Source organism: Yonghaparkia sp. Soil809, from assembly GCF_001429705.1.
Lineage (GTDB): Bacteria > Actinomycetota > Actinomycetes > Actinomycetales > Microbacteriaceae > Microcella.
On record NZ_LMSV01000001.1, the window covers coordinates 507,875 to 534,048 of the forward strand.

20 protein-coding genes and 1 pseudogene are annotated in these 26,174 nt (G+C 71.7%); 5 read left to right on the forward strand and 16 right to left on the reverse strand.

What is annotated here, in order from left to right:
* Positions 1 to 5 precede the first annotated feature (5 nt).
* Genes prpB through ASG83_RS02465 form a run of 4 tightly spaced genes read right to left on the reverse strand, consistent with a single transcriptional unit; the run spans position 6 to position 3,572 of the window.
* Positions 6 to 902 carry a methylisocitrate lyase gene (prpB, locus tag ASG83_RS02450; RefSeq protein ID WP_055856720.1) on the reverse strand — a complete coding sequence of 299 codons (897 nt, stop codon included), beginning with the start codon at positions 900 to 902 and terminating at the stop codon, positions 6 to 8.
* Entirely contained in the window at positions 902 to 2,413 is a 1,512-nt protein-coding gene (locus tag ASG83_RS02455) for an MmgE/PrpD family protein (protein WP_055856723.1), read from the reverse strand. Before ASG83_RS02455 ends, prpB begins: the two co-directional genes overlap by 1 nt.
* On the reverse strand, positions 2,410 to 3,132 hold the full coding sequence (locus tag ASG83_RS02460; RefSeq protein ID WP_369813370.1) for a GntR family transcriptional regulator: 723 nt from the start codon (positions 3,130 to 3,132) through the stop codon (positions 2,410 to 2,412). The genes ASG83_RS02455 and ASG83_RS02460 overlap by 4 nt, the downstream gene beginning before the upstream one ends.
* 32 nt (positions 3,133 to 3,164) lie before the next feature.
* Positions 3,165 to 3,572: a helix-turn-helix transcriptional regulator gene (locus tag ASG83_RS02465; RefSeq protein ID WP_055856725.1), complete on the reverse strand. Its 408-nt coding sequence runs from the start codon at positions 3,570 to 3,572 to the stop codon at positions 3,165 to 3,167.
* Positions 3,573 to 3,882: 310 nt separating this feature from the next.
* Between ASG83_RS02465 and hrpA the strand changes: the two genes are divergently transcribed.
* Complete coding sequence (hrpA, locus tag ASG83_RS02470) at positions 3,883 to 7,854, forward strand: ATP-dependent RNA helicase HrpA (RefSeq protein ID WP_082599026.1); 3,972 nt, start codon at positions 3,883 to 3,885, stop codon at positions 7,852 to 7,854.
* A gap of 186 nt (positions 7,855 to 8,040) precedes the next feature.
* Entirely contained in the window at positions 8,041 to 8,394 is a 354-nt protein-coding gene (locus ASG83_RS13380) for a DUF2332 family protein (RefSeq protein ID WP_369813382.1), read from the forward strand.
* 245 nt (positions 8,395 to 8,639) lie between these two features.
* Here ASG83_RS13380 and ASG83_RS02480 read toward each other — a convergent pair whose 3' ends face one another.
* From ASG83_RS02480 to ASG83_RS13040, 7 genes and pseudogenes are all read right to left on the reverse strand, one after another.
* Positions 8,640 to 9,617: an acyl-CoA thioesterase gene (locus ASG83_RS02480; protein ID WP_055856731.1), complete on the reverse strand. Its 978-nt coding sequence runs from the start codon at positions 9,615 to 9,617 to the stop codon at positions 8,640 to 8,642.
* 35 nt (positions 9,618 to 9,652) lie between these two features.
* On the reverse strand, positions 9,653 to 11,377 hold the full coding sequence (locus ASG83_RS13310; RefSeq protein WP_055856734.1) for a hypothetical protein: 1,725 nt from the start codon (positions 11,375 to 11,377) through the stop codon (positions 9,653 to 9,655).
* Between the two features lie 225 nt (positions 11,378 to 11,602).
* Positions 11,603 to 13,357 carry an amidohydrolase gene (locus tag ASG83_RS02490; RefSeq protein WP_200959253.1) on the reverse strand — a complete coding sequence of 585 codons (1,755 nt, stop codon included), beginning with the start codon at positions 13,355 to 13,357 and terminating at the stop codon, positions 11,603 to 11,605.
* Positions 13,358 to 13,377: 20 nt separating this feature from the next.
* Positions 13,378 to 14,361, reverse strand: a complete 984-nt coding sequence (locus ASG83_RS02495) for a ribonucleotide-diphosphate reductase subunit beta (RefSeq protein WP_055856740.1) — start codon at positions 14,359 to 14,361, stop codon at positions 13,378 to 13,380.
* Between the two features lie 75 nt (positions 14,362 to 14,436).
* Entirely contained in the window at positions 14,437 to 14,529 is a 93-nt protein-coding gene (locus tag ASG83_RS02500; RefSeq protein WP_055856743.1) for a hypothetical protein, read from the reverse strand.
* Positions 14,529 to 16,041 (reverse strand): ribonucleoside-diphosphate reductase subunit alpha (locus tag ASG83_RS13035; protein WP_235459996.1); only part of this gene is annotated, 1,513 nt, incomplete at its 5' end. The genes ASG83_RS13035 and ASG83_RS02500, both read right to left, overlap by 1 nt.
* Position 16,042: 1 nt before the next feature.
* Positions 16,043 to 16,940 (reverse strand): annotated as a pseudogene (locus ASG83_RS13040) (ribonucleotide reductase N-terminal alpha domain-containing protein); the annotation flags it as partial.
* 338 nt (positions 16,941 to 17,278) lie between these two features.
* Here ASG83_RS13040 and ASG83_RS02510 point away from each other — a divergent pair.
* On the forward strand, positions 17,279 to 18,487 hold the full coding sequence (locus ASG83_RS02510; protein ID WP_055856750.1) for an MFS transporter: 1,209 nt from the start codon (positions 17,279 to 17,281) through the stop codon (positions 18,485 to 18,487).
* Between the two features lie 26 nt (positions 18,488 to 18,513).
* Here the strand turns inward: ASG83_RS02510 and ASG83_RS02515 are convergent, their stop codons facing one another.
* Entirely contained in the window at positions 18,514 to 19,098 is a 585-nt protein-coding gene (locus ASG83_RS02515; protein ID WP_055856754.1) for an NADPH-dependent FMN reductase, read from the reverse strand.
* 107 nt (positions 19,099 to 19,205) lie between these two features.
* Between ASG83_RS02515 and ASG83_RS02520 the strand changes: the two genes are divergently transcribed.
* Positions 19,206 to 20,063 carry an aldo/keto reductase gene (locus ASG83_RS02520; protein ID WP_055856757.1) on the forward strand — a complete coding sequence of 286 codons (858 nt, stop codon included), beginning with the start codon at positions 19,206 to 19,208 and terminating at the stop codon, positions 20,061 to 20,063.
* Between the two features lie 35 nt (positions 20,064 to 20,098).
* Here the strand turns inward: ASG83_RS02520 and ASG83_RS02525 are convergent, their stop codons facing one another.
* Genes ASG83_RS02525 through ASG83_RS02535 form a run of 3 tightly spaced genes read right to left on the reverse strand, consistent with a single transcriptional unit; the run spans position 20,099 to position 23,273 of the window.
* Positions 20,099 to 20,902: a siderophore-interacting protein gene (locus tag ASG83_RS02525; RefSeq protein ID WP_055856760.1), complete on the reverse strand. Its 804-nt coding sequence runs from the start codon at positions 20,900 to 20,902 to the stop codon at positions 20,099 to 20,101.
* A 32-nt stretch (positions 20,903 to 20,934) separates the two neighbouring features.
* Positions 20,935 to 22,290 (reverse strand): MFS transporter, encoded by a 1,356-nt coding sequence (locus tag ASG83_RS02530; RefSeq protein WP_055856763.1) that lies wholly within the window; start codon positions 22,288 to 22,290, stop codon positions 20,935 to 20,937.
* Positions 22,287 to 23,273, reverse strand: a complete 987-nt coding sequence (locus ASG83_RS02535) for an aldo/keto reductase (RefSeq protein WP_055856766.1) — start codon at positions 23,271 to 23,273, stop codon at positions 22,287 to 22,289. The genes ASG83_RS02530 and ASG83_RS02535 overlap by 4 nt, the downstream gene beginning before the upstream one ends.
* A 325-nt stretch (positions 23,274 to 23,598) precedes the next feature.
* Here ASG83_RS02535 and ASG83_RS02540 point away from each other — a divergent pair, with 325 nt between their 5' ends.
* Positions 23,599 to 24,738 (forward strand): DUF4349 domain-containing protein, encoded by a 1,140-nt coding sequence (locus ASG83_RS02540; RefSeq protein WP_162253778.1) that lies wholly within the window; start codon positions 23,599 to 23,601, stop codon positions 24,736 to 24,738.
* On the opposite strand, the gene ASG83_RS02545 is transcribed toward ASG83_RS02540, so the two are convergent.
* Positions 24,702 to 26,090, reverse strand: coding sequence for an HNH endonuclease signature motif containing protein (locus ASG83_RS02545; RefSeq protein WP_055856771.1), 1,389 nt, complete (start codon positions 26,088 to 26,090; stop codon positions 24,702 to 24,704). The two genes, ASG83_RS02540 and ASG83_RS02545, sit on opposite strands and share 37 nt — an antisense overlap.
* Between the last annotated feature and the right edge of the window lie 84 nt (positions 26,091 to 26,174).

The following is a 26,174-nucleotide window of genomic DNA, read 5'->3' on the forward strand; positions in this document are numbered from 1 at the left end:
CGGGGTCAGTGGCCGGTGTACGTGAAGATGCCGGCGTCGAAGGCGTTGTACGCCTCGTAGTCGAGCAGCTCGTAGAGCCTGCCCCGAGTCTGCATGCCCGCGACCTCGTCGTCGAGCGTGCCCGTCGCGAGCAGCGTGTCGAGGCCGCGCTCGATCGCGCCGAACGCGATGCGCAGCAGCGACACGGGGTGGATGACGATGTTGACGCCGACGTCGGCGAGCTGGGCGTGCGTGAACAGCTGGCTCTTCCCGAACTCGGTCATGTTGGCGAGGATCGGCACGTCGACGGCCGCGCGCATCGCCGCGAACTCCTCGAGCGTGCCCATCGCCTCGGGGAAGATCGCGTCGGCGCCTGCGTCCTGCAGCGCCTTCGCGCGGTCGATCGCGGCGTCCATGCCCTCCACCCCGCGGATGTCGGTTCGCGCCATGATCACGAGGTCGCGATCGCGGCGGGCGTCGACGGCTGCGCGGATGCGCTTGATCGCCGTGTCGGCATCCACGACCGCCTTGCCGTCGAGGTGGCCGCAGCGCTTCGGGTTGACCTGATCCTCGAGGTGCAGGCCGGCGACGCCCGCGTCCTCGAGCTCGTGGACCGTGCGGGCGACGTTCATCGGCTCGCCGAAGCCGGTGTCGGCGTCGACGAGGGTCGGCAGGTCGCTCATGCGGCTGATCTGGTGGGCGCGCTGCGCGACCTCGGTGAGCGTCGTGAGGCCGATATCGGGCAGGCCGAGTTCGGCGGCCATGACGGCGCCCGAGATGTAGGCGCCGTCGAAGCCCTTCTCCTGAATGAGGCGGATGCTCAGCGGCGTGAACGCGCCGGGGAAGACCTGCAGGCGGTCGCTTGCGAGCCCCGCCCGGAAGGCCTGGCGGCGCTGACTGGGTGTCGTCGTCGTGGAGAGCATCAGAAGAGTCCCTTCGGGGCGGCGGGCACCGGGCTGATCGGCGTGACGGTGAGGCCGCCGAGCTCGTCGGCGCTCAGGCCGGGCAGGCGAGCGGCGAGGGCGAGGAAGCGGTCGACCTCCTCGTCGGCCAGCACGCCGTCGGCGAGGATGCGCAGCTTGTGCTCGTACTCGGCGCGGCCGAAGGGCCGAGCGCCGAGCGGGTGGGCGTCAGCGACGGCGATCTCGTCGATCACCTTCTCGCCGTTGGTCAGCTCGATCTCGATGCGACCGCCGAACGCCTTCTCGCTCAGGTCGAGCGAGTGGTAGCGGCGGGTCCACTCGGCGTCTTCGGTCGTCGTGATCTTCTGCCACAGCGCGACGGTGTCGGCGCGGGCGGCACGCTCGGGGGCGTACGAGTCGACGTGGTGCCAGCGGCCGTCCTGCAGCGCGACGGCGACGATGTACGGGATCGAGTGGTCGAGCGTCTCGCGGCTCGCGGTCGGGTCGTACTTCTGCGGGTCGTTCGCGCCCGAGCCGATGACGTAGTGCGTGTGGTGGCTCGTGTGCAGCACGATCCTCGCGATGTTCGCGGGGTCGCGCAGCTCGGGGCGCTCGGTGCCGAGGCGTCGCGCGAGGTCGATCCACGCCTGCGCCTGGTACTCGGCCGAGTGCTCCTTCGTATAGCTGTCGAGGATGCCCGTGAGCGGCTCGCCGCTGTCCGGCAGCGGGACCTCGTACCGGGCATCCGGGCCGCTCAGCAGCCACGCGATGAAGCCGTCCTCGCCCTCGTAGATGGGGCTCGGGCTCGTCTGGCCGCGCATGGCCCGGTCGACGGCCTCGACGGCCATCTTGCCGGCGAAGGCGGGGGCGTGGGCCTTCCAGGTCGAGATCTCGCCCTTGCGCGACTGGCGCGTGGCGGTCGTCGTGTGGAGGGCCTGGCCGATGGCCTGGAAGATCGTGCTCTGGTCGAGTTGGAGAAGCGTTCCGATGCCGGCGGCGGCGCTCGGGCCGAGGTGGGCGACGTGGTCGATCTTGTGCTCGTGGAGGCAGATCGCGCGGACGAGGTCGATCTGGATCTCGTAGCCGGTGAGCAGGCCCTTCAGCAACTGCGCGCCGTTCTGGCCGGTGTGCTGCGCGACCGCGAGGATCGGCGGGATGTTGTCGCCCGGGTGCGAGTAGTCCGCGGCGAGGAAGGTGTCGTGGTAGTCGAGCTCGCGCACGGCGACACCGTTGGCCCAGGCGGCCCACTCGGGGCTGACGCGCTGCTGCTGGGTCAGCCCGAAGACGGTCGCGCCGGGGCTGTACGGGTGCGCCTCGGCCTGGCCGCGCGCGCTGACGACGGGGGCGCGGCCGATGCTCGCGGTAGCGACGGCAGCGTTGTCGATGATGCGGTTGATGACCATGTCGACGGCGCGGTCGTCGAGCGGGCGGTCCTGCTCGGCGGCGAGCGCCGCGAGCTTGCCGGCGAGCTGGTTCTCTGCGCTCAGGGGCTCGCTGCTCTTGTAGGTGCGGACGGTGTGGACGGTCGTCATGGTGTCTCCTGGTTCTGGCCGGCGCCGGGCGGCAGGTGGCGGTGGATGCTCGTGAGAGCCTCGTGCAGGTGCAGCCGGGTGGCGGCGGCGGCGCGCTCGCCGTCCGCGTCGGCGATCGCGCGGGCGATGGCGCCGTGCTCGGCGGCGCTGGCCGCGAGGCGGGCGTCATCGTCGCGGGCGAGGCGCCGCACGCGCGCGAGGTGGACGCGCGTGCTCGCGATCGCGGCCGCGAGGTAGGGGCTGCGGCTGAGCGCGTCGTCGAGAGCGGCGTCGAACTCGGCGACGAGGGCGTAGTAGCCGTGGCGCTGGGGATCGTCGTCGGCGAGGGTCGATGGGGTGACGGCGCGGAACCGGTCGGCGAGGTTGGCGAAGGCAGCCGCGGTGTGCGGGTCGGCGGACGCGCGGGCGGCGGCGAGGCGGGCGGCCTGCTCGTCGAGCGCGCGGCGGAGGTCGAAGAGCGCGGCGACGTCGGCCGCGTCGATGTCGGAGACGACGAGGGAGCGCGGCCCGCGCTCGGTCGCGAGCCCGGCGGCGATGAGCCGGGCGAATGCCTCGCGCACGGGCGTGCGGCTCACGCCGAGGCGCGTCGCCTGCTCGACCTCGGCGAGCGGGGCGCCGGGCGCGAGCTCACCCTCGACGATCTGCGTGCGCAGCTTCTCGAACGCGCGGTCGGCGGAGGTGAGGGCGCTCGCCCGCTGCACCGCCGCATCCATCGCCATGCCCTCAATGTATACATTGAGGGCATCGGGCGCTAGCGATTCTGCAGATAGAGGCCCCGTCGTATACACCAGCAGCGCGCGACGTCTTCCTCGGTGTCGAACGTCGGCGGCGGCTCCCAGCCGATGTCGCGGTCGCCGCCGTCCAGGTCGAGGTCGTCGTACTCGGTCGCCGCTCGTAACTGGATCAGGTGGGCGACGAGACCGTCGAGGGCCCCGATGACGCGAGGGCTGAGCCGGTAGATGCGGTTGTTCATGTCGATGCGGATCTCGACGAGGCCCGCTCGGCGGAGGCGGCCGAGGTGCTTGGAGACCGCCTCGCGTCCGACGCCCCGCATCGACTGCACCGCGTCGGCGAGCTGCCCGGCGCTGTGCTCGCCGCTCGCGAGGATCTCGATGAGGCGCCACCGCAGCGGGTGCGCCAGCAGGAAGAGAGTTTCCATTTCGCGAGTGTGCCCGCCGCGGCACATGCCGCGGGGCGCCTGCGTCGGATCAGTCGAGTGCGCCGGGCCCCTCCCGGTTGTGGACGACTACGGCCAAGCGCGGCACGTGCCGCGACAGGCACACTGGCGAAACAGAAACCGCAGTCGGTCGGCGTGGCCGCGGGCCGGCTCGGCCGGCGGTCCGGCGGGCCGGCGAGCGGGGCGGGCTGGGCGGGCGGGGCGGGAGGGGCGGGCTGAGCGGGCTGAGCGGGCTGAGCGGGCTGAGCGGGCGGGCGAGGCCGCAGGTGCGGGAATCTAGACTGGAGGGCTCATGACCGCGCAGCCCGAGACCACGCCGGCCGACTCGTCGGCGCCGTCGGCGACCGCGGACCGCGCCGCCACCTCTCCGGCGAGCGCCGCCCCCCTGCGCATCACCTACCCCGAGGACCTGCCGGTCAGTCAGCGACGCGACGACATCGCCGCAGCGATCGCCGCGAACCAGGTCGTCATCGTCGCAGGCGAGACCGGGTCGGGCAAGACGACGCAGCTGCCGAAGATCCTGCTCGAGCTCGGCCGGGAGCGCATCGCCCACACGCAGCCGCGCCGCATCGCCGCCCGCACGATCGCCGAGCGCGTCGCCGAAGAGCTCGGCACCGAGCTCGGCGGGCTCGTCGGCTACAAGGTGCGCTTCACCGACCAGGTCGGCAAGACCACGCGCGTCACCCTCATGACCGACGGCATCCTGCTCGCCGCCCTCCGCGGAGACCGCGAGCTCAGGAACTACGACGCGATCATCATCGACGAGGCCCACGAGCGCAGTCTCACCATCGACTTCCTGCTCGGCTACCTCAAGCAGCTCCTCCCCCGCCGCCCCGAGCTCAAAGTCATCATCACCTCCGCGACGATCGACCCCGAGAGCTTCGCCGCCCACTTCGCCGCCGCCGACGGCACGCCCGCCCCCATCATCGAGGTCAGCGGGCGCACGTTCCCGGTCGAGGTGCGGTATCGCCCGCTCGTCCCGGACGGCGTCGACACCGACAGTCTGACCGACCCCGACCCCGACGATGACGAGGCCGACGGCCCGTCGACCCCCGGCGAGGCCATCGACATGATCGACGGCGTCATCGCCGCGGTCGACGAGCTCGCGCGCGAAGGCAGCGGCGACGGCGACGTGCTCGTGTTCTTCAGCGGCGAGAACGAGATCCGTGACGCGACGGATGCCCTGCGCGGCCACCTGGCCCGCCAAGCTCCGCGCGGCGCAGGCACCGAGGTCCTGCCGCTCTACGGTCGGCTCAGCGCGGCCGAGCAGCACCGGGTGTTCGAGCGGGCGCCCGCGGGCATCCGCCGCCGAATCGTTCTGGCGACCAACGTCGCCGAGACGAGCCTCACGGTGCCGGGCATCCGCTACGTCGTCGACACCGGAACGGCCCGCATCAGCCGGTACTCCGCGCGCGCGAAGGTGCAGCGGCTGCCGATCGAGCCGATCTCGCAGGCGAGCGCCAACCAGCGCTCGGGCCGCTCAGGCCGCACGAGCGACGGCATCGCCATCCGCCTCTACTCCGAGCTCGACTACGCCAAGCGACCCGAGTACACCGACCCCGAGATCCTGCGCACGAACCTCGCGGCAGTCATCCTGCAGATGATCTCGCTCGGGCTCGGCGACGTCGAGCGCTTCCCGTTCCTGCAGCCGCCCGACAAGCGCGGCATCAAGGACGGCCTCGACCTGCTGCTCGAGCTCGGCGCGATCGTGCCCGCGAACGGCCAGAACCGGATCACTCAGCTCGGCCGCGACCTCGCCCAGCTGCCGCTCGACCCCCGCTACGGCCGCATGGTGCTCGAGGCGAAGAAGCACGGCGTCGTGCGCGAGGTCATGGCGATCGTCGCCGGGCTGTCGATCCAGGATCCGCGCGAGCGGCCCGTCGAGAAGCGCGAGCGCGCCGACCAGCTGCACAACCGCTTCCGCGACCCCAGCAGCGACTTCATCAGCCTCCTCAACCTCTGGAACCACCTGCAGGAGCGCCAGGCCGAGCTCAGCGGCAACCAGTTCCGCAAGGAGGTGCGGGCCGAGTTCCTCAACTACCTCCGAATCAGAGAGTGGCAGGACGTCTACCGGCAGCTCTCTCGCCAGGGGCAGCAGCTGAGGCTGCTCACCAAGGAGGAGGCGCGCCGCCCGGCCGAGAGCGGCGCCGACGGCGACGCCATCCACCGCTCGCTGCTCGCGGGCCTGCTCAGCCATCTCGGGATCCGCGACGCCGAGAAGCGCGACTACCTCGGGGCCCGCCAGCGGCGCTTCGTCCTGTTCCCCGGGTCGGGGCTCGCGAAGAAGCAGCCGACCGCGATCATGGCCGCCGAGCTCGTCGAGACGAGCCGCCTCTTCGCCCGCACGGTCGCATCGATCGACCCCGCGTGGGCCGAGCCGATCGCCGGCGACCTCGCCAAGCGCCAGTACAGCGCGCCGCGGTGGGAGAAGCGGCAGGGCGCCGCGGTCGTCGACGAGAAGGTCACGCTCTTCGGCGTGCCGATCGTGCCGCGCCGCCGCGCGCAGCTCGCCCGCATCGACCCCGCTCAGGCGCGCGAGCTGTTCATCCGGCACGCGCTCGTCGAGGGCGACTGGGATGTCTCGCGCATCGACAAGCGCCTCACCGCGTTCCTCCGCGACAATCAGCGCACCCGCCGCGAGCTCGAGCAGCTCGAGGAGCGCACGCGCCGCCGCGACATCCTGCTCGACGACGAGCGCATCGTCGACTTCTTCGACGCGCGCATCCCCGCGGACGTCACGGACGTGCGCCGCTTCGAGAAGTGGTGGCGGGATGCCCGGCACGAGCATCCCGATCTGCTGACCCTCACGCGCGACGATCTCGTCGAGGCCGACGAGATCTCGGTCGACGACGATGCCTACCCGACCAGGCTCACGCTCGGCGACCAGACCCTGAGCGTCGGATACCGCTTCGAGCCCGGCACCGCCGACGACGGAGTGACCGTCACCGTGCCGCTGCCGCTGCTGCCCCGTCTCGACACCGCGGGCTTCGACTGGCTCGTGCCCGGGCTGCGCCTCGAGCTCGTGACGGCGCTGCTCAAGACGCTGCCGAAGGCGATCCGCCGCAGCGTCGTGCCCGCCGCCGACTGGGCCGCGAAGCTGCTCGCCGCGGTTCCCGAGGGCGCCGATCTGCGCGAGCTGTCGATCACGGAGTTCCTCGCGCGTGAGATCCGGCGGCAGACGTTCACGCCCGTCGAGCCCGACGACTTCGACCTCGAGCGCCTGCCCGCCCACCTGCGCATGGGCTATGCGGTCGTCGACGAGCGCGGGTCGCGCCTCGCGCGCGGCACCGACCTCACCGCTCTGCAGGCCAAGCTCAAGGAGCGCACGCGCGACTCGGTCGCCCGCGTCGCAACCGCCGCGACACGCAGTCCGATCGAGCGCGGCGGCATCACGGCGTGGGACGACTCGATCGGCGCCGGCTCGGGCGCGCCCGCCGGCACCCTCCCGCGCGCGCTCGACTCGCGGCGCGGCGAGACGACCATCCGCGCCTACCCCGCCCTCGTCGACGAGGGCTCGAGCGTCGCCCTGAAGCTCTTCGCGACCGCCGCCGACCAGGAGCGCGCCCACCGCGGCGGCGTCCGCAGACTCGTGCAGCTCGGCGTGCCCTCTCCGCTGTCGTACGTGCAGGAGCACCTCACGACGCCCGAGAAGCTCACCCTCGCCGCCTCACCGTACCGGTCGACCGCGGCGCTCATCGACGACGCGCTGCGCGCCGTCGTCGAGGCCGAGATGGATGCGGCGGGCGGCATCCCCTGGGATCGCGCGTCCTTCGAGGCCCTCCGCGATCGCGTCAATGCCGGACTCCCCGACCGCCTGTTCCGGATCGTGGCGACGTGCGTCTCCGTGCTCGCCGCGGCACGCGAGGCCGACGTCGCGATCGGGCGCGCCTCGTCGATGTCGCTCATGGCGCCGCTCGCCGACGCGCGCGAGCACCTGAACCACCTCGTGTTCGACGGCTTCCTCTCACGCACGGGCCTCGATCGCCTGCCGCGCCTCGCCGTCTACGTGCGCGGCATCACCCACCGCGTGGAGCGCCTCGCCGACGACGTCGGCCGCGACCGCCAGCGCATGACCGAGCAGCAGGAGGCGACGACGCTCTTCACCCGCGCGGGCGGCTCGCTGCCGCTCCCTGCCGACGCGCGACCCGACCTCGTGACCGCCCGGTGGATGCTCGAGGAGCTCCGCATCTCGCTCTTCGCGCAGCCGCTCGGCGCGCACGGGCCGATCTCGGTGCAGCGCATCCGCAAGGCGCTCGGCGGGTAGCGCTGCTACGGTCTGCGCCGTGAATCGAATCGCCGAGGGGTATCGCCGCTGGGCGGAGATCGAAGCCCGCGGTTCCAGTGACATCTACGAGGCGTGGGCTGTGGCCGTCTCAGAGTCGGACTCTCGGCTTCCGCTGATTCGCGCTCGGCCTGACGGGAACCGGCAGCCGAACCCGGGTGGCGCCTGATTCCGGATCGCTACGGCTATCGATTCACCCACGGACGGACGACACGCACGCTCGGACCTGCCGATGACGGTTCGCTGGTGATCGAGTGTGCCGTCGAAGGCACAGAGGCCCCTGCGCGGATGCCGGACATTGTCTGGCGTGCGGGCCTTGATCTGAATCCGGTCGATCTCTCAGACGCTGACGAGCGCTCCTGGATGGAGACGCTGATCTGGCCGGAGCACGCCGCGAGACGGGATCGATTCCGTCGCGCGGTCGACGTGCTTCGCGAAGACCCGCCAGCCATCTTTCACGGCGACCTCGTGACCGAGCTTCCCGCCTCGTCGCGAGAGCCCCGTCTGACTCGACAGTGGTGATCATGCACAGCGCAGTGTTCGCGTACCTCGATGAGTCGGCGCGGGCGGCCGCGGAATCCGTCATCTCACGACGTGACGCGCGACGCGTGAGCCTCGAAGGGGTCCGGGCGCTCCCCGATGTCGCCGCCCGGCTCCCGAGCAAGCCTGTGGCCAAGGATGGCGATTTCGTACTGGCCCTCGACGGGGTACCGCTCGGCTACGCGGCCCCCCACGGCGGACGATTCACTGCCCTTTAGCCTCGGCGCCTACCGGCCCGCGAGCACCGGCGCGAGTGCACTCGGAGGGATCGGCGCCGGCTTCTTCCGCAGCTCGACCAGGTCGAGCGCGTGGCGATCGAGTCGACCGTCCTCCTCGGATTCCAGCGCCAATGACGCGATCGGAACCGCCCGCCCGCTTTCGCCACGGTCGACGAACACCGTCATGCACGTCGTGGTGAGAGCGAGCTCGTGCGGGCGCGTCGGGCTCCCCGCCCGCACGTGCACGGCGATGTGCATCGATCGCCGCCCCGTGTGGATCAGTCGCGCCTCGACCTCGACGAGGTCGCCGATGCCGATGGGGCTGGCGAACTGGATGCCGCCGGAGTACACGGCGACGGCGTGCTCGCTCGACCAGCCGGCCGCGCACGCGAAGGCGGCCTCGTCGATCCAGCGCATCACCGTGCCGCCGTGCGCCTTCCCGCCCCAGTTCGCGACCGACGGCGCGGACAGGAAGCGGAACACCGTTCGCGGCGCTGTCCCCGCGTCCGAGTAGACCTGAGCGAGCATCGCCTCGCGGATCTCCCGTCGCACGAGGATCCGCTGCTCGGCGCTCGCCCTCAGCTCACGATCCTCGTCCGTGCGCGGTCGCCACTCCGGCACGGTCGTCGTCGAGCCGTTCGCGTCCACCGCGACGAAGACGAGGATGCAGTGCGTCGCGATCGAGAACTCGCGCGTGCGCGGGCTCGCCGACTCGATGACGACGAGCACCTGCATGCTGGTGCGACCGGTGTGCACGATGCGGGCGTGCGCCTGCACGAGGTCGCCCGGGGCGATCGAGCGGGTGAAGTGCACGTTGCCGACGTAGGCGGTCACGCAGTATGACGCGCTCCATCCGACGGCGCAGGCGTAGCCGGCCTTGTCGATCCACTCCAGCACGCTGCCCGCGGCGACCGTCTTCCCGCCGACGGCCGAGTCCATCGGCTCGGCGAAGAACTGCAGCGTGATGCGGTCGGCGGGAGGCTTCATGGCTCGATTGAATCACCCGGTGAGGGGGCGCCCCGTCAAGGCTGCGAGAGAAGCTCGCGGCGTCGCGCCGTGAGGAGCAGAGCCCCGAGCGTCAGCACGAGCAGCGCCGTGCGGATGAGCGGGTCGACGCCGGCCGAGCCGGTCGCGGCCAGCGCGGGCAGGATTGTCACCCCCGTGAAGACCGAGCCCGAGGCGGCGCCGCGCACCTCGATGCGGTGCGCACCGGCCTCCGTCCCCGCCGGGATCCTCACTGTGGTCGCGAAGGTCCCGTCCAATTCGGCGACGCCGGTCGAAAGCAGCACGGGAGTCGAATTGAGCCAGACCTGGAGCCGCTCGCCCGGGAGGAAGCCGGACGCGTTCACGGTGATCGTGCCGCCGGGCTCGATACTGGTCGCCGACGTGTCCACCGCGGTGGGCGGATCAGGAGTGGGCGATTCGGGTTCCATCGGAACCGACGGGTCGACGGGCTCCACGGGCTCGACGGGGTCAACAGGATCAACAGGGTCGACCGGGTCGACCGGCTCGACCGGGTCCACCGGGTCCACCGGGTCCACCGGGTCGACGGGATCAACCGGATCAACCGGATCAACCGGATCAACCGGATCAACCGGAGGCGTGACCTCGGCCGGGTCGACGGTGAGCGCAGCCTGCGCCGTGAGGTCGCCGACCGTCGCGGTGACCGTGTGCACCCCCACCGGCCCGCCGCACTTGGAGCCCGTGCAGCCGCCAGCACTCGTGATCGAGAAGCTCGCGATCGCGGTCAGGTCCCCGAGCGAGTCGCCATCGCGATCGAAACCCTCGACGGCGAAGGTGGCGGCCGCGGGGAACGTGACGACGCTCGTGGCGGGGCTGATCGCGATGCTGGCGATCGACACCGCGTAGCTGATGCTGACGGATGCGGTCGTGGACGCGTTCGCGGCGCCGCTCACGAATGTCACGCCGTCGGCGAGATAGCTCGAGCCTCCACCGCCACCGCCGCCGTTGCTCGCACTGCTGCCCGTCCATGCGCCGCCACCGCCACCGCCGTAGTAGCCCGCCCCGCCGCCGCCTCCGCCGTTACCGCCGACGCCGCCCGCACCGCCGATGCCGAGCAGGCCTGCACCGGCGTTCGACACTCCGGCCGCGCCGCCGGCGCTGCAGGTCGCGCCGCCGCCGCCCGTGCCGCTGCCGCCTCGCGTCGGGTTCGTCGAGGCGTTCGTTCCGGCAGCACCCGGCGCGCACGGCGCCGAGCCGTCCGGCACCCCGGCCGCCCCGCCGAGCCCTCCGGCACCGGCGTAGCCCCCGGCGCCGCCGCCCGCGCCCACGACGAGCGCGGTCGTCAAGTCGACGCCGGTCCGCACGTCGGACGCGCCGCCGCCACCGGGCGCGCCGCCATTGGCCCCGACCGTGACGGTGAGCTGCTCGCCCTCGATGACGGGCACGAGGGCGGTGACGGTGGCCCCTGCGCCGCCGGGCATGATCCAGTTCATCGCGCCGGCCGCGCCGCTCGCGACGACGGTGAGCTGCGTCACCCCCGACGGCACCGTGAAGCTCGCGCTGGTCGTGAAGTCGCAGACGGCGACCGGCGCTCCGGTCGAGAGATCGAGCCGGCAGTCGGCGGGCACCGCCGCGCTCGCGCCGATCGCGGGAACGACCGCGAGGGCCGCACCGAGCCCGAGAGCGACTACCGCGACCGATGAGACGGCCTGCGTCGCGACGCGAGGTCGTCGCGCGCCGATGGGAGTCTCGCGACGGGGTGCACGTGCAGTGAGGAAGCCCATGGGCAGGTCCGATCGATCCGGGGGAGGAAGCAGCACGCAGTGGTCGACCGTCGCGCCCCGCCGGATCGCGATGAAAGCGATTCGAATTAGAGGGGCATCCGAGCTTGCGATGACAGTACTGCACTCCGGAGGGCACGGAGGACGCCACGCCAACGCCGGGAGCGCAGGATTGACTTGAGCCCCCGGTTACGGGATGACCGATTACGGAGCGGCAGAACCCGGCGCTCAGCCGAAGACGCGGCGGCCCGCGATCCACGTGCCGACGGTACGGGCGGCGTGGATACCCGTCGCCTCCCCCGCGAACGGGTCGCGGTCCGTCGCGGCGAGGTCCGCGATCGCGCCCACCGCGATGACGCCCGCGACCTCGGCGTCGCCCGGCCCGCGCCCGGTGATCCACGCCGAGCCCGCGGTGTACGCGTCGAGAGCCTCGGCGAGCGTCAGCGCCTCGTGCGGCAGCAGCGGCTCGGGGTCGAACTCGGGGTCGTCCTCCGGCAGGCGCCGGTTCACCGCGACGTGGATCGCCTGCCACGGGTCCGGGGTCGAGACGGGCCAGTCGGAGCCGGCGCACAGCACCGGGCGAGCATCCATGCCGGTGTCGGAATGCATCCCGCCCCCGGCTCCCGACGAGCGCAGGATGCTCGCGAAGGGGTACTGCGTCGCGGCGCGCGCCTCCCCCACGAACGGGACGGTGAGCTCGCGCATCTGCGGCTCGTAGCAGGCCCAGAGGGCCTGCATGTTGGCGGTCACGCCGAGCGCGGCGAAGCGGGCGACGTCGTCGGGGTGGACGAACTGGAGGTGGGCGAGGTGGTGGCGCCGGGCATCCGCCGGATCGCGCTCGGCCCAGCCGTTCGCGGTGCGCGCCGCCTCGAAGCCGTCGAGAGCGTCGCGCGCGGCGCGGTCGCCGATGACGTGCACGTGCGCGCTGAACCCGGCGGCGTCGAGGGCGACGATCGCGTCGATCAGGTCCCGTCCGCCCACGAACGCGATGCCGCGCGGGTGCTCGGTCTCGCCGAGCGGTCCGAGATACGGCTCGAGCATCGAGGCGGTGCCGTTCTCGACGACGCCGTCGGCCATGATCTTCACCGCGGGGAGGCGGAAGCGCGCGTGCGGGCCGAGGTCGGCGGCGAGCGCATCGCGACGGGCGACGAGCTCGGGCACCTGCTCGACGCCGCGATCGCGGTCCCACCAGAGCGCGCCGGTGACGTCGACGAGCAGTCGGCCGTCGGCGAGCGCACGCCGATACACCTGCGCGGTGTCGGCCGAGCCGAAGTAGTCGCCGACGATCGCATCCTGCCAGCCGGTGATGCCGACGCTGAGCGCGTACCGCTGCGCCTCCAGCAGCGCCGCGTGCACGTCGTCCGGGCTCGGCGACGGCGCGAGGTCGGCGACGAGCTTCGCCGCACCCTCGTGCAGGGTCCCCGAGGGCGATCCGTCGGGCAGCCGCTCGATGCGCCCGTCGGCCGGGTCGGGCGTCTCGGCGGTGATGCCCGCGAGAGCGAGCGCCGCCGAGTTGGCCCACGCGCCGTGGTGATCGCGGTTGTAGAGGAGCACCGGCCGGATCGGCTCGACCGCGTCGAGCTCGGCGGCGGTCGGTGTGCCGCCGGGGAAGGCGCTCATCGCCCAGCCGCCCCCGGTGATCCAGGAGCGGGAGGCGTCGCATCCCCTCGGCGGGTTGAGCTGCGCGTAGGCGGCGATGAGCTCGAGGTACTCCTCGCGCGTCGAGCCCTCGCTCAGGTCGCACGCGAGCCGCTCGAGGCCGCCCTGGATGGGGTGGATGTGGGCGTCGACGAACCCGGCGTGGAGCATCCCGCCCGCCAGATCGACCACGTCGGTCGCCAGCCCGCGCCAGGCGCTCAGGTCGGCGTCGACCGCCGCGATGCAGCCGTCGAGCACCGCGACCTCGAGGGGCTCGGGAACGACGGAGCGGCCCGCGCCCCGGTAGACGACCCCTCCGATGAAGAGGAGGTCTGCCGGGAGCACGGGCCGCACGTCGGGAACAGCTAGGCCGAGGTCTTCGCGTTGACCTCGTACGACGTGTTCGTCGACTCGAAGAAGTTGACGAGCTGCAGGGTGTCGTTCGCCGTCGCCATCCACTTCGCCGGGTTCGACACGTTGTACTCGGGCTCGAAGCCGAGCTCCTCGAGGCGGCGGTCGGCCAGGTACTTGACGTACTGGTTGATGTAGTTGGCGTTGAGGCCGAGGATGCCGTTGGGAAGCAGGTCGTGGTTGTACGCCGACTCCATCTCGACGGCGTCGAGGATCATCTGCTTGATCTCGGCGGCGAACTCCGGCGTCTGCAGGTCGGGGTTCTCCTCCAGCACCGTGAGGATGAGGTTGATGCCGAACTTCAGGTGCAGGCTCTCGTCGCGCACGATCCAGTCGACGAGCGAGCCGAAGTTGCGCAGCAGGTTCCGCTGGCGGAACGACAGGGCGACCATGAAGCCCGAGTAGAACCAGATGCCCTCGAGGATCACGTTGTACGCGACGAGGTTGCGGATGAAGTCCTGCTTGCCCTCGGTCGTCGTGATGTCGAGCGTGTCCTCCGTCATGCGGCGGATGAACTTGACCTCGAACTCCTCCTTGCGCGCCATCGACGGCACGTCGATGTGGCTGTCGTAGGCCGCGGCGCGGTCGATCGGGAAGGTCTCGAGCACGTACTCGAAGCTCATGCAGTGGTTGGCCTCCTCCCACATCTGCTTCGCGAGGTAGAGGTGCGCCTCGGGAGCCTTGACGTAGGGGTAGACGCCGAACGCGAGCGCCTTGTTGACGAGCAGCTCGTTCGGGTTGAAGTAGCTCATGAGGAACGTGATCGCGTGGCGCTCCTCGTCCGTCATCTTCTTGAAGTCGGCGATGTCCTCGCCGAGCTGCACCTCGTTGGGGAACCAGGTGTTGGCGACGGCCTGGTCGTAGAGATCCATCGCCCACTTGTACGTGACGGGCTTGAGCAGCAGGCCCTCTTGGATGCCGGTGCCGAGAATTCCCATGATCTGTCGTTCTTTCTGTTCGGGAGGAGGGGAAGTGTGGGGTGGATGGGTGGAGCGGTCGTGCGAGCGCTGCGCCTACTGGCAGCTCTCGCAGTGCAGGTCGTCCATCGGATCGGTCGGGACGTAGTAGCCGCCGACGGTGTCGACGGTGGAGTCGCGGGGGTCCATCACTCGCCGCCCTTCGCGACGCCGCCGAAGCCGAAGCCCTTGCGCGCGGGGGCCGCCGCGGCGGGCTCGGCCGCCGGCGCAGCGGAGCCGCCGGCCGCGCCGAAGCCCTTCTTGGGCGCGCCGCCGCCGGCGTTGATCGTCTCGGCCTTGTTGACCTTGACCGTCGACTGCTCAGCGGTGTGGCGCGGCTTCATGTGCAGGTAGTAGGTCGTCTTCACGCCCTTCTTCCACGCGGCCGAGTAGATGTCGACCATCTCGTCGACGTCGCGCGTCTCGAGGTACATGTTGCGGCTGATGGCCTGGTCGATCCACTTCTGGGCGCGCGCCGCGACCTCGAGGAAGGCGTACGGCGAGAGCTGGAAGCTCGTCTTGTACGTCGCCTTGATCTCGTCGGGGATGAGCGCGATGCCCTGGATGTCGCCCTGGCTGCGGAGGATGTCCTCGCGGACGCGCTCCCACAGGCCGTGCTCCTGCAGCGTCGCCACGAGGTTGCGGTTCACCTCGAGGAACTTGCCCGAGCTCGTCGAGCGGCTGAAGATCTGCGAGAACTGGGGGTCGAGGCCCGGCGTCGTGCCGGCGACGAGGCCGATGGATGCCGTGGGCGCGATGGCCATGAGGGTCGCGTTGCGCATCCCGCCCCTGACCTTCGCCCGCAGCGCGTCCCAATCGAGACGGCTCGTGCGGTTGACCTGCACCTCGAGTCCGCGGTCGGCCTCGGTGAGGTCGATCGTGTCGAGGGGCACGAGGCCCTGCGACCAGCGCGAGCCCTCGAAGTTCGCGTACGAGCCGCGCTCCTTCGCGAGCTCGGTCGACTCGTCGATCGCGGCGTACGAGACGTGCTCCATGATCTCGTCGATGAGGTCGAAGGCCTCCTCCGAGTCGTACGAGAATCCGAGCTTCTCGACGACGTCGGTGAACCCCATGACGCCGAGGCCGATCGCGCGGTTCTGCTGGTTGGCGAAGTCGGCCTCGTCGACGCTCGAGACGGTGATGTCGATGAGGTTGTCGAGCTGGCGGACGGCGAGGCGGGCGCTCTCAGCGATCTTCGCGAAGTCGACGACGCCGTTCTCGACGTGACGCGAGAGGTTGATCGAGGCGAGATTGCAGACGGAGATGTTGTCGCGGTCCTGCGGGAGGCAGATCTCGGTGCAGAGGTTGGAGAGGTGGATCGTGCCGGTGTTGTTGTTGATCGCCCGGTTGTTGATCGTGTCCTTCCACGTGAGCCACGGGTGGCTCGTGGACTGCAGCGAGATGAGGATCTGCTTGAACTGCTCGCGCGCCCCGAGCTTCTTGAACATCTTCAGCTCGCCGCGCTCGGCCATCGCCACGTACTCGGCGTACCGGGCGGAGAAGGCCTTGCCGTAGAGCTCGTTGAGGTCGCTGACCTCGAGCGGGTCGAAGAGGTACCAGTCCTCGTCGTTCTGCACGCGCTTCATGAACTCGTCGCTGATCCAGACGGCGGTGTTGGCCGTGCGGGTGCGGCGGTAAGGGTCGCCGGAGTTCTGGCGGAGGNTGCCGCCGCGGCTGACCGCGCGCAGCACCGAGTCGATCGTGTGCATGAAGGGGATCGGCCCGGTCGAGGTCGTGTTGTTGGAGCGGATGGGCGAGCCCTGGGCGCGGAGCTTCGTGACCGAGAGGCCGATACCGCCGGTGCCCTTCGTGAGCCACATGACGTCGCGCACGCTCTTGGCGATGTGCTCGATGTCGTCCTGCATCTCCATGACGAAGCAGTTCGACAGCTGCGGGTAGCTCGTGCCGGCGTTGACGAGGGTCGAGCCGGCGGCGAGGTACTCGAGCGTCGACATCTTCGAGTAGAAGGCGATGGCGTGGCTCGTCGGGTCGGCCTCGTTGAGCGACAGGCCCATGGCGACGCGCATCCAGAAGTACTGCGGGACCTCGAGCGGCTCGCCGTTGCGGGCCTTGATGCCGTAGCGGTTGTTGAGCGTGACGACGCCGATGTACTTCAGCAGCTCGTCGTTCGCGGGCTCGAGGGCCGCGGCGAGCTTCTCGAGGTCGAAGAGCTCGGTGAAGCGCGAGTCGAGGAGGACCTCGTCGACGCCGCGGCGGACGTAGGCGGCGAAGTGCTCCCGGTGCAGGCGGCGCAGCTCGTCGGCGGAGGAGTAGTCGCCGAGCACGCGCTTGTAGATGGTCTTGAGGAGGAGTCGCGCGGCGACGATGTCGAACGCCGGGTCGTCCTTGATGTTCTGCAGGGCGACCTGGATGACGGCCTCGTCGAGCTGCTGCGTCGTGATGCCGTCGAAGAGCGTGAGCTCGAGCTCGCTCGCGATCTGGGTGACCCACGTGATGCTGGGGTCGAGGCCCTCGGCGGCGCTCTCGATCGCCAGGTTGATCTTGTTGGCGTCGTAGGGCTCGCGGGTCCCGTCGCGCTTGACGACCGTGATGCTGCTCACGTGGCTCTTCTCCTCTTCGCGCCAGCGGCGCGGCTCTGCGGTTCTCTCTCGCCCGAATCGGCGTGGTTCTCGCCTGTCGGCGAGGGCTCCGACCCCCGATCGGGGGCCACCGAGCGATGCTCCGGTCCGGCGGTTCCGCCACTATATATCGGGGCACTGACAATGCGCACACCCCACATGTAGTGGGCGTGTCGTCCACAGCTGTGCATAAGTCCGCTGCCTTATCCACAGTCTGGGGGTAACCGCCGACACCCCGGCGGATGGACGCAGACCGGCGGATCCTCGCGCCTCCCCCGGCCCTCCGACAGTGTCGTCGGGCTCCCCTAGGCTGGGCTCTCGTGAGCGGATACGGCGACCTGTTGAGAACCCGGGGGGTCGCCCGCATCATCGCGGCGCAGCTCACCGCGCGGTTCCCCAGCGGGATGCTCTCGCTCGCGTACCTGATCCACGTCGAGGGCATCTTCGGCTCGTACGGCGCCGCGGGGCTCGTGCTCGCCGCGACGAGCGTCGGGCAGGCCGTCGCCGGCCCGCTGACGAGCCGCTGGATGGGCGTGTGGGGCATGCGCCCCGTGATCGCCCTGACCATCGCGGTGTGCGCGTCCAGCATGGCCGCGGTCGCCTTCGTGCCGATGGAGCTCTGGGGCTACATGCTCGTCGGGCTCGTGGGCGGCCTCGCCTACCCGCCGATCCAGCCGGCCGTGCGCACGATCTACCCGAAGATGGTGAACTCGCGCCAGCTCACCCCGCTCTTCGCGATCGACGCCTCCGCCCAGGAGATCATCTGGATCGCCGGCCCCGTCATGACGACCTTCGTCGCGACCCAGGTCTCGACCGTCGCCGCGATCGCCCTCGCGGGCGCGTTCCTCCTCGGAGGCGGCGTCTGGTTCCTCGCCTCCCCCGAGCTCGGCCGCGTGCGGATCCCCCGGTCGAAGCGCTCGTTCGGCGCGGTCCTCGCGCGCCCGCCCGTGCTGCTCGCCACGGTCGTCGGCTTCCTTCTCGTCGCCTCGTGCGCCGCGATCGAGGCCGCGGTCGTCGCGAACTTCGGCAAGGAGGGTGTCGAGGCGGGCGTCATCCTCGCCATCTGGGCGATCGGCTCGCTCGCCGGCGGCCTCGGCTTCGGCCAGGTGCCCATCGGCCCATGGGCGCTCGCGCGGCGCATGGCCCTCGTGTTCGTCGGCGGCGCCGCGGCGATGTTCTTCCTCGACTTCTGGGGGCTCGCGATCACGCTGCTCATCGCCGGCGCCGGCATCGCCCCCGCGCTCGCGGTCATGTTCGCGATCGTCTCGGCGAGCGTGCGGTTCAGCGACACCGCCGAGGCCTACGGGTGGGTCGGCACCGGCCAGCTCATCGGCGCCGCGCTCGGCTCGGCCGCCGCGGGCTTCCTCATCGACGGGTTCGGCGCGAGCGGCGGATTCGCCGCGGGCGCCGCGTTCGCGTTCGCGGGCATGCTCATCGCGATCGTCTTCCGGCGCGCCCACCCCGACCTGCGGGGGCGCGACGCGAGCCCGCTGCCCGACACCGAGCCCGTGCGCCTTCCCGTCAGCTGAGCAGGCAGGGCGGCTGAGCAGGCGGCTCAACGCAGCGGCGTCAGCGCCTCGGCGGTCTCGATCAGCTGCGTCGTCATCGCGGCGACCGTGCCGGCGAGCTTGTCGTCGCCCTGGAAGACGCCGTCGACCATCTTCGAGCCGATGAAGTTGATCTCCGGGTTCGCGGCGATCTTCACGAGCCCCACCGTCGAGAGCACCGGATCGAGAGCCGCGACGCCGCGCGTGCCGGCCGAGGCGCCGCCGTAGCTGACGACCGCGACGGGCTTGTGCGCCCACTCGGTGAAGAGGAAGTCGATCGCGTTCTTCAGCGCCGGGCTGTACGAGTGGTTGTACTCCGGGGACACGAGCACGATCGCGTCGGCGGCCGAGACCCGCTCGCTCCACGCGACGGTATGCGGCTTCGTGTACTGCTTCTTCACCGGATGGTGCGGCTCGTCGAGGAACGGCAGGTTCAGCTCGGCGAGATCGACCAGGTCGATGGATGCCGCGTCCCCTCCCCCGTGCCCGTCGCGTTGGACGGTCTCCTGGACGCGATCGCGGACCCACTCCGCGACGGAGAGGCCGACTCGGCCGGGGCGGACACTGCCGACGATGATCATGATGCGGGTCATGTCTCCATGCAACCGCATGGACCGCGCGTCCATTCCGCGCGTCCAGCCGACTCCCACCGCGCGCACTGCCGACGCGGAGATCCAGGGTCGGCGACGATACTGGAGCGATGACCGACAGCATCCTCCCCGCGATCGGCCCGACCATCCGCCTCCACGACGGCGCCGCCATCCCGCAGCTCGGGCTCGGCGTCTACAAGGTGCCCGAGCCGCAGACGGCCGACCTCGTCGCCGGCGCGCTGCGCCGGGGGTACCGGCACGTCGACACCGCGGCGCTGTACCTGAACGAGCGCGGCGTCGGCGAGGGCATCCGTGCCAGCGGACTTCCGCGCGAGGAGGTGTTCGTCACGACGAAGGTCTGGAACGACGCGCACGGGCTCGACGAGACGCGCCGCGCGTTCGACGCGAGCATGGCGCTGCTGGGGCTCGAGACTCTCGACCTCTACCTCATCCACTGGCCCGCGCCGACGCAGGACCGCTACGTCGACGCGTGGCGCGCCATGATCGCGCTGCGCGACGAGGGCCGCGTGCGCTCCATCGGGGTGAGCAACTTCGAGCCGCACCACGTGCAGCGCCTCGTCGACGAGACCGGGGTCGTGCCGGTGGTCAACCAGGTCGAGCTGCACCCGCATCTTCCGCAGACGGCGGTGCGGCAGGCGAACGCGGCGTTCGGCATCGTGACGGAGAGCTGGAGCCCCCTCGCGCGCGGTCAGATGCTCGCCGAGGGCTCGCGCGATCTCGCGGTGCTGTCGGCCATCGGCGAGCGGCACGGCCGCTCAGCCGCGCAGGTCGCGCTGCGCTGGCACGTTCAGCAGGGGCTCGTAGTGATCCCGAAGTCGACGTCGCTGCGACGCGTGGAGGAGAACTCCGCCCTGTTCGGATGGGAGCTGACGGTCGAGGAGATGGCCGAGATCGCGACGCTCGAGACCGGCGCGCGCACGGGGCGGCACCCGGACGACCTGGACTGAGCAGGACCCGCCTGCCGGCCGCGGCGCCGCGCGCCTCAGTCCGCGCGCCGCTTCCAGTAGCCCTTCGCGACCGCGTGCTCGACATCGATGCCCCAGGCCGCGAGGAGCGCCCGCGCCGGGGCCAGCAGCGACTGCTCGCCGCACGCGAAGATGAAGACGTCGGGGGAGGCTGCGGGCGGCGGCTCCCCCGCGAGCGCGGCGAGCTCAGCCGCGAGTGCAGCGCTCGGGCGCGCGGGGTCGGGGGCAAGCACGCGCAGCTCGACGCCCGGGCCGACCGCGACTCCGAGGGCCGCGGGGTCGAACGCGGTCTCGAGCAGCACGAGGCCGGGGGTGCCGGCGCCGAACATCCCGAGATAGCGGCGGAGGGCGGGGATCGCGGAGTCGTCGCCCGCGAGGACGAACGCGACCGGGGCGCCGCCGAGGACGACCGAGCCCTTCGGGTCGGCGAGCATCGCGGGCGAGCCGAGCGGTGCGCGGGCGGCCCACGGGCCGATGAGCCCCGCGTCGCCCGTCTCGTCGGCGGCGTGCACGAGGATGTCGAGGTCGACCCAGCCGGCCTCGGCGTCGAACGCGACGATCGTCTCGGTGCGCGACGGCGCGGTCGGATGCCCGGCATCGTCGACCGCGACGCTCGCCCACTCGGGGGCCTCGGGCACGAACACCCGCAGATGGTCGCCCGCTCCCGGAGACGTGAAACCGTCGAGCGGCACCCCGCTCTGCAGGCGGATGCGGATGAACCCGGCGCCGTCGGCGGCCCGCGGCACGAGGTCGGTGCGCGCAGCGAGGCGCACCTGCCGCCGGCGCGGCGGGAACGGGTGGCGGGTCAGCGTGAACGGCATGGGCTCATGCTCGCAGACGGTCGCGCCGCGGGTCAGTCGACCGCGGGCACGCCCGGCGGCTCGCCCGGCGGGAGCGTGCCGATCGCCCCGGTCTCGGCGGGCGGCTCGTCGCCGTTGTCGATCGTCTCGGGGTCGGGCAGCGTCGTGAGGAAGCGGTAGAAGACGAGGGCGAGGACGGTGAGGGCGGCGCCGCCGACGATCCACGGCACGGCCAGGCCGAGCAGTGCGAGCCCGCCGCCGAGCAGCGAGCCGAGCGGCATCGAGCCCCACAGGAGGGTGCGCCAGGTTCCGTGCACGCGGCCGAGGAGGCGACCGGGGATGATCGCCTGCCGGAACGACATCATCAGGATGTTCCAGATCGTGACCGCGCCCGAGCCGATCGCGAACATCACGACCACCCAGATCGGCTGCGGCCACACGCCGATGAGGAGCGTCGTGACGCCGCACAGCAGGTTCATGGCCGCCATGACGCGGCCCAGGCCGAAGCGCGCCTGCAGGCGCGAGGCGACGACCGAGCCGAGCAGACCGCCGATCGCGCCCGCGAGAAGGAACCCGCCGAACGCCGCCTCCGGCACGGCGAGCGTGTCGAGGACGAACAGCACGAGCGTGGCCGAGGCCGCCGAGAACAGGATGGCCGTGCCGATGGAGAAGAACCACAGGGTGCGGAGCATCCGGTTGCCGATGATGAACCGCCAGCCGTCGGCCAGCTGCCGGCGGAACGGGACGGCCGCCTGGCCGGCGGGCGCGTGGAACTGCCTGCCCGACGCGACCGCGGGCAGGAAGGCGGCGAGGAGGGCGGCGAGCCCGAACGCCGCGACGAGCCCGCCGACGGGGATGAGCACGGCGACGGCGAAGAGCACCGAGGTGAGCGGGGCCGCTGCGAAGTTCTGCACGACGAGCTCGGCGCCCTCGATGCGGGCGTTCGCACGCGGCAGCTTCGCCTTCGGCACGATGCTCGGCACGACAGCGCGGATCGCCCCGTCGTAGAGGGTCTCGCACGCGCCGTAGACGAAGATCACGAGGTACAGCCACCAGATCGTGAGCGCGTCCGTCGCGACGAGCACCACGAGCCCGACCGCGAGGGCCGTGCGCACTCCGGCCGCGAGGGCGAGGGCGCGTCGACGATCCATCCGATCGACGAGGATGCCCGCCGGCAGCGCGAAGAACAGCCACGGGAGCATCGCGACCGCCGCGATCCCGGCGATCAGCAGTGCGTCGTCGGTGAGCCGCGCCGCCAGGAGCGGCGAGACGGTGCGGGCGATGCCGTCGCCGAGGCTCGACGCGAGGTTCGCGGTGAAGACCGTGCCGAAGGTGCGGCCGAGGCCCGACCGTGCCGGTCGCCCTCCGCCGCTCTCCTCGCCCGCGGCCCGCCCGGCCGCCGCCGTCACCAGCGCTCGTGGATGGTCGCGCGGAAGTACTCGTCGTAGAGCGCGACGACGCTCTCGTGGAAGCTCGGCGGCAGGTCGGCGACCTCGCCGGCGGCGGCGTTCGCGCGCGCCTGCTCGGGGCTGCGGGCTCCGGGGATGACGGTCGAGACGCCCGGCAGCTGCGCGAGCCAGGCGAGCGCGGCCGTCGCGGGCGCGAGGTCGTGCTCGGCGGCGAGCGCGGAGAACCGCTGCGCGGCCTCGACGCCCGTCGCGTAGTCGACGCCCGAGAAGGTCTCGCCGACGTCGAAGGCCTCGCCCTGGCGGTTGTAGGTGCGGTGGTCGTCGGCGGCGAAGGTCGTGTCGCGCGTGTACCGGCCGCTCAGCAGGCCCGAGGCGAGCGGGACGCGCGCGATGATGCCGACGCCGGCGGCCTGCGCGGCGGGCAGGACTTCGTCGAGCGGCTTGAGCCGGAAGGCGTTGACGATGATCTGCACGCTCGCGACGTTCGGGCGCGCGATCGCGGCGAGGGCCTCGTCGACGCGCTCGACGCTCACGCCGTAGTGGCGCATCCGCCCCTGCTCGACGAGGGCGTCGAGGTCGTCGAAGACGCGGTCGATGCCGTACACGGCGGTCGGCGGGCAGTGCAGCTGGACGAGGTCGAGGGTGTCGACGCCGAGGTTGTCGAGGCTGCGGCGCGTCCAGGCGTCGAAGTTCTCGGCGGAGTAGTTCTCGGGCTCCTGCGGCAGACGGCGGCCCATCTTGGTCGCGACGAAGACGTCGAGCTCGGGGCGATCGTGCAGGTAGCGGCCGATGAGCTGCTCGCTGCGCCCGTCGCCGTACACGTCGGCGGTGTCGAAGACGGTGACGCCGGATTCGACGGCGGCGTCGAGGACGGCCCGGGCATCCGACTCGCTGACGTCGCCCCAGTCGGCGCCGAGCTGCCAGGTTCCGAGGCCGATGGAGGAGACGGTCGCACCGGTGCGGCCGAGGATCGAAGTGCGCATGAGGCCAGCCTACGCAGGGCGGGGGACAGCCGGGGACAGCCGCAGACGCAGCGAGGGGGCCGATCTCTCGGCCCCCTCGTCCCTCGCGTCCACCCCTGAGCGCGCAGGCTGTCAGAGCGGCGACGGATGCTCGGACCGCCGTCCATCAGGCCGATCCGGTGCGCATCCCCACCGCGCTGAGTCGACCGTAGCGGGGCGTCGAGGGCCCTCGAGCCGTTCGAGGCCGACGCTCAGATCACTCTCGGATCACGCCCAGGTCACGATCGCGTTGCACCGCTCTTCGGACCCTGGTGCGGGCGAGCGGGGCGGGTCTACCGTCAGCCGCATGAGCACCCAGGATGCGGTGGGAGACCCTGTCGGGACGATGCGCGAAAAGGGGGCCGCGGCTCGATCCGGGCCGACGGGCGACCACCGGTCGCGCCTCCGACGACGCGGCCGCGCGGCGCTGTCGCTCGCGGCTCTCGCCGTGGTCGTCGGGCCGCTCCTCGCGGGCTGCGGGGCGATCGGTGCGCGCGACGAGTCGGGCGGCTCGGGCGGCGAGCCCGGTGTCGTGGGCGAGGCCCCGGTCCAGGACGGCGGCGACCTGGGCGGCGGGGCGGGTGGCGGCGCCGACGGCGGCGGCTCAGGCGGCGGGGAGGCTCCCGCGGAGGACCGCGAGCTCGTCATCACGGGGTCGCTCTACGTGACGGTCGAGGATCCGCTCGAGGCGGCGGACGAGGCGGCGCGAATCGTCGAGCGCGCGGGCGGCCGGGTGGATGGGCGGCGGGAGTCCGCCCCGCGCGACGCTGGGAGCGGCGACGGCACCTCGTCGGGCGGCGGCACTGAGTTCGCGCCCGACTACTCGGTCGACGAGTACGGCGGGCACAGCGGCTACTACTCGTTCGGGAACGGCGGCGGCGCGGTTCTGGAGCTGCGCATCCCGAGCACGCGGCTGATGGAGACCCTCGACGAACTGGAGGCGCTCGGCGAGCGCGAGGAGCTCGTACTCTCGAGCGACGACGTGACGTTCGAGCGGCGCGACCTGACGGCGCGCATCTCGGCGCTCGAGTCGTCGGTCGCGCGCCTGCTGGCCCTGCAGGATGCGGCCGCGGACCTGGACGATCTCATCGCCCTCGAGTCGGCGATCAGCGACCGGCAGGCGGAGCTCGAGAGCCTGCAGGCGCAGGAACGCTATTACGAGGACCAGGTGTCGCTCTCGACGATCACGCTCACGCTCGGGTCGGAGGACGTCGCGCCCGTCGACGAGCCCGACTCGTTCTGGTCGGGGCTGGCCACCGGGTGGGATGCCCTGCTCGCCTTCCTCGGCGGCGCCCTCGTCGTCGCGGGCGTGCTCCTGCCGTGGCTCATCGCGCTCGGGGTGCTCGCGCTCGTCGCGTGGGCGATCCTGCGGCGCGCACGGACGCGGCGGTCGAAGGCGACGAGCGACGCTCATCCGGTGAGCGCGAGCGCCGGCTCCGACGCGTAGGTGCGGCCCGACGGCGCACGCCACCGCAGCACTCCTCCGGGTTCCTGCGCCACGGTCCGTCCGGTCTGATGCTTCAGCCGATGGTGATGCCGGCAGAGGTGAGCGAGGTTGTCGTGGCTCGTCGCGCCGCCGTGGCGCCAATCGCGCGTGTGATCGAGGTCGCAGCGGGCGGCGCTGCGGGCGCACCCGGGGAAGCGGCAGGTGCCGTCACGTACTCGCCGCCACGTCTGGAGGTCGGCAGGGACGCGGTACCGATCGCGCCCGACCGAGAGGACGACCCCGGTCTCGGGGTGGGTCAGCAGTCGCGTGAAGCTCGGGGCCGTCGCAGAGAGCCGGCGAGCGGTGTCATCGTCGATCGGGCCGTAGCCCTCGAGGGTCGCGGGCGCACCGCCGCTCTGCCCGAGCAGCGTCAGAACCAGTACCGTCACGTGCACCTCGGCCCGCACGCCGACGCCGAGACCGCCCGCGTCGATCTCTCCGGCGATGAGCAGGTCGGCGAGCACGTCGGCGCGACGGTTGCCGAGCGTCCGGCGCTCGATGCCGGAACGGGCCGGCGCGCCGACGCCGAGGTCGTGCTCGTCCTCGAGCGACTCGGCGATTCGCGTGAGCCGCCGATAAGCGCCGTAGGCCTTCTCGGCGGGCAGGAGCGCGCTCAGCCACGCCATGCCGTCGGCTACAGGGTCCACGAAGACATCTCGCGCCGCCATCGCCTCCGCCTTGCGCGCGGCGATGGACTCGGGGTGCATCCGCTCGCGGAGGATGCGCGCACGTGACGTCAGCCGGGAAGGGTTCTGCGCTTCCGCGCTCGGCAGGATCGCCAACTCGAACTCGGCGCGCGAATCAACAGGAAGAGCGTCAGCGGCATCCGCGATGACGGCGGCATGCGCGAACGCGACCCGCCCGTCCCGCAGCGCCTCCATCGTGACCGGCAGCGTCGTGATGAGCGTCGCCGCCCGAGCAAGAAGCGAGTCCGCCGTGCGGGAGGTGATGCGCAGTGCGCACGCGAGCTCCGCCGACGCGCTCCGTCGAGCGATGACGCCGGGATCCCAGTTCGCGCCGGTCGACACCGGGGCCCCGTGCTCCCGTTCAGCCCGCTCCTTCTCGACGCGCTCCTGCTCGACCCGCAGCTCGTGCACGAGCTCGAGCCGGCGCGCGGCGATGCGGGACGCGCGCACCTCGCACTCGACGAGCGCCTCGAGCAGGGCATCCGTTCGCGACGATGCGAGAGTAACGCTGATCTCCGCCGTGAGCTCGTCGAATTCTGCAGCGGCGATGAGTTCGTCGAACGCGCGACGCAGGTCGGAGTTGCAAGGACTCTCCCCCGGTGCGGGCGGTTCGATCGGGCTCGTCATGCATCCCACTCAACACCCCACCGCCGACATTCGAACGTCGCCGAGCTTCATCGCCGAATCGATGGGGAACGCCCCCTGACCTGG